This is a genomic window from Actinomadura sp. CNU-125, assembly GCF_001942465.1.
In the GTDB taxonomy this organism is placed as follows: domain Bacteria; phylum Actinomycetota; class Actinomycetes; order Streptosporangiales; family Streptosporangiaceae; genus Spirillospora.
Map to the genome: position 1 here is coordinate 1 of NZ_MKJY01000426.1, position 2,961 is coordinate 2,961.

The following is a 2,961-nucleotide window of genomic DNA, read 5'->3' on the forward strand; positions in this document are numbered from 1 at the left end:
CGCCACCACGTCCCGGAAATGACCCCCCAGCCGCCGCAACGCCCCCCACTGCCGCTCCGTCAGCGCCGCCGCCCGCATCCCCACCAGCGCCCCGAACAACGGCACCAGCGGAACCGTCACCGCCACCACCAGCGCCGACGCCCAATCCGCCGCCGCCAGACGACCCAGCACCAGCACCGGCACCACGCACGCCGCCAGCAACTGCGGCACATACCCGACGAAGAACGGATCCACCGCGTCCAGCCCGCGCGTCAGCAACGTCACCCGCGCCCCCGCACCGCCGCCGCCCGGCCACGGCAGCGGACCCGCCGACAAAGACCCCGCACGCGCCAGCAGCTCCGCCTGCACCACCAGCAGCACACCCTGACCCGCCGCCAGCACGCCCAGCACCACCGGCACCCGGCGCGGCAGACGCCCCAGCAGCCGCCGCTCCACCGCCTTCACCGAAACCGCCTCCCGCTCCCGATCCCCATCGCGAACCCGCCCATCACAGATACGACGCGGACTCCACCCGCCCCCGGAACGTCCACCACACCAGCACCTGACCCGCCGCCAGCACCGGAAGCAGCACCACCGTCCCCACCGCCGTCAACGCCAGCGACGTCTCGTCCGCCGCCACCCGCGACCACGGCACCCGCACACCCGCCACCACCGGAACCACCGCCATCACCGCACCCGACACCGCATACCGGCCCCGCACCCGCGCCGCCCGTCCCGCCAGACCCACCGGCAGCCGCCACCGCGCGAACCCCGCACCATGCCACGCGAACAGCACCGCCAACGGCAACCCCAGCACGCTCCCCGCGTTCAACCCCCCGCCCGCACCCGACCACACCAGCGACCCCAGCAACGACCCCCACGCCAGCGCCACCGCCCAACTGCCGCCCGTCACCGCCGCATCACAACCGCCCCGCCACACCACCGCGTCCACCCGGCCCCGCAACCACAACCCCATGTCACGCACCACCCACCCCACCAGCAACACCGCCACCACCGGATACAGCGCCTCCACCAGCTCGTGCTCCAACCCCGGAAACGCCCCCGCCACCAGCCCCACCGACGCCACCAACCACACCTCGTTCGCCAAGAAGAACGGCGCGAACGACGCGATCTCCAGCCGCCGCTCATCCTGCCCCCGCCCCAGCCACGGCAGCAGCATCCCCACCCCGATGTCCGCCCCCGCCAGCACCAGATACCCGCCGGCGAAAACCGCCAGCAACACCACCGCGAGAAACTCCATCACCACACCTCCAGACCAGAACGGCGCCGAACGCCGACACGGAACAGAAACGGACCCGAACCCGGCTCAGAACGTCGGCGTCATCACCACCGCCGGCTCCGCCGGGGGAGCGGCCCCCAACGACGCACCCCCCGGACCACGCCGCGCGAACCGCGCCAGCAACCACACGTTCACCGCCACCAGAACCGCGAACAGCACCGTGAACACCACGAACGACACCGTCAGCGTCCCCGACCCCACATCCGACAGCGCATCCTCGGTCTTCACCACCCCGTACACCGCCCACGGCTGCCGCCCCACCTCACGGAACACCCAGCCCGCCAGCATCGCCGCATACGGCAACGGCACCGACACCACCATCAGCACATGGAACACACGACCCCGCACCAGCCACCGCCCGAACCACACCTTCACCAGCGCCACCAACGCCACCAGATGCATCAGCGACCACATCGTCACCATCACCCCCTCACCGGCCCCCGCCAGCCCCGGCGCCATGTACTCGTCCGGCCCGAACCGCGCCGTGAAATCCGCCACCGCCGCGTCCGCGTCCCCGCCGCCCAGCTTCGTCGGCTGCAGATACGCGAACTGCGCCCCGCCGAACATCACCACCGGATACAACGCCACCAGCACCGTCACCAACCCCACCCGCATCGACCGCCGGAAGAACTCCACCTCCGCCGTCCGCCGCAGCAGATGCCAGCCGCTCACCCCCGCCAAGAAGAAACCCGCCGTCAACAACCCCCCGAACAGCACATGCCCGAACGCCAGCAACGCCGCCGGATTCGTCAGCAACGCCCCCACGTCCGTCAACCGCGCCTCACCACCGACCAGCTCGAACCCCACCGGCCGCTGCATCCACCCGTTCGCCACCAGCACGAAGTACGCCGACGCGTACGCCGTCACCGTCACCACCCAGATCGCCCCCAGGTGCACCCACCGGTTCAACCGATCCCACCCGAAGATCCACAACCCCAGGAACGTCGACTCGACGAAAAACGCCGCGATCGTCTCCAACGCCAGCGGCGCACCGAACACCCCGCCGGTCACCCGCGACATCCCCGCCCAGTTCAACCCCAACTGCAGCTCCATCACCAGCCCGGTGACGATCCCCACCGCGTAATTGATCACATACAGCTGCCCCCAGAACCGCACCATCCGCGAACCCGCCGCATCACCCCGCAACGTCGCGACCGTCTGCATCAACGCCACCAACGTCGCCAAACCCAACGTCAACGCCACGAACAGAAAATGCGAACCGGCCGTCAACGCGAACTGCACCCGCGCCAACATCAACGGGTCGTCCATGACCCCACCCTCCCGGAGAACCGACCGACGACGACCCACCGATCCTCCGGCCCCGACCCCCACCAGCGAATCGGACCCGAGCGTTCAACCGCACTGCACCTTTCGCGTACCGGGCCCGCCCCGCCTACAACTCCCGATGTACGCCGCGCCGCCGCCCGCACACCCCCAGCACGACCGCCACCACCAAATACGGCACCGCCGCCGCACCCAAAAGCACCCCGGCACCCGCCCACCGCGACCCCAGCGCCCACCCCGCGTACACCAGCACCGCCACCACCTCCGACCCGAACCCCGCCAGCGACGTCACCGTCGCCCGCGCCCCGTCCGAGATCCGCTCCTGCAACCGCGCGTCCGCCTCCGCCATCGCCCACCGGAACACCCCGAACGCCACCGCCACCAGCACCAGCCCCACC

General features: G+C 71.0%; 3 protein-coding genes and 1 pseudogene. All 4 read right to left on the bottom strand.

The window, feature by feature from the left end; translation table 11 throughout:
• A partial coding sequence (locus BJF79_RS52020) for an ABC transporter transmembrane domain-containing protein (protein ID WP_262403068.1) occupies positions 1-444 on the bottom strand: 444 nt, incomplete at its 3' end.
• 43 nt (positions 445-487) lie between these two features.
• Positions 488-1,240, bottom strand: coding sequence for a cytochrome d ubiquinol oxidase subunit II (locus tag BJF79_RS35925; protein WP_075904113.1), 753 nt, complete (start codon positions 1,238-1,240; stop codon positions 488-490).
• 66 nt (positions 1,241-1,306) lie between these two features.
• Complete coding sequence (locus BJF79_RS35930; protein WP_075904115.1) at positions 1,307-2,548, bottom strand: cytochrome ubiquinol oxidase subunit I; 1,242 nt, start codon at positions 2,546-2,548, stop codon at positions 1,307-1,309.
• 124 nt (positions 2,549-2,672) lie between these two features.
• Positions 2,673-2,961, bottom strand: a pseudogene (locus BJF79_RS56355) (MFS transporter); the annotation flags it as partial.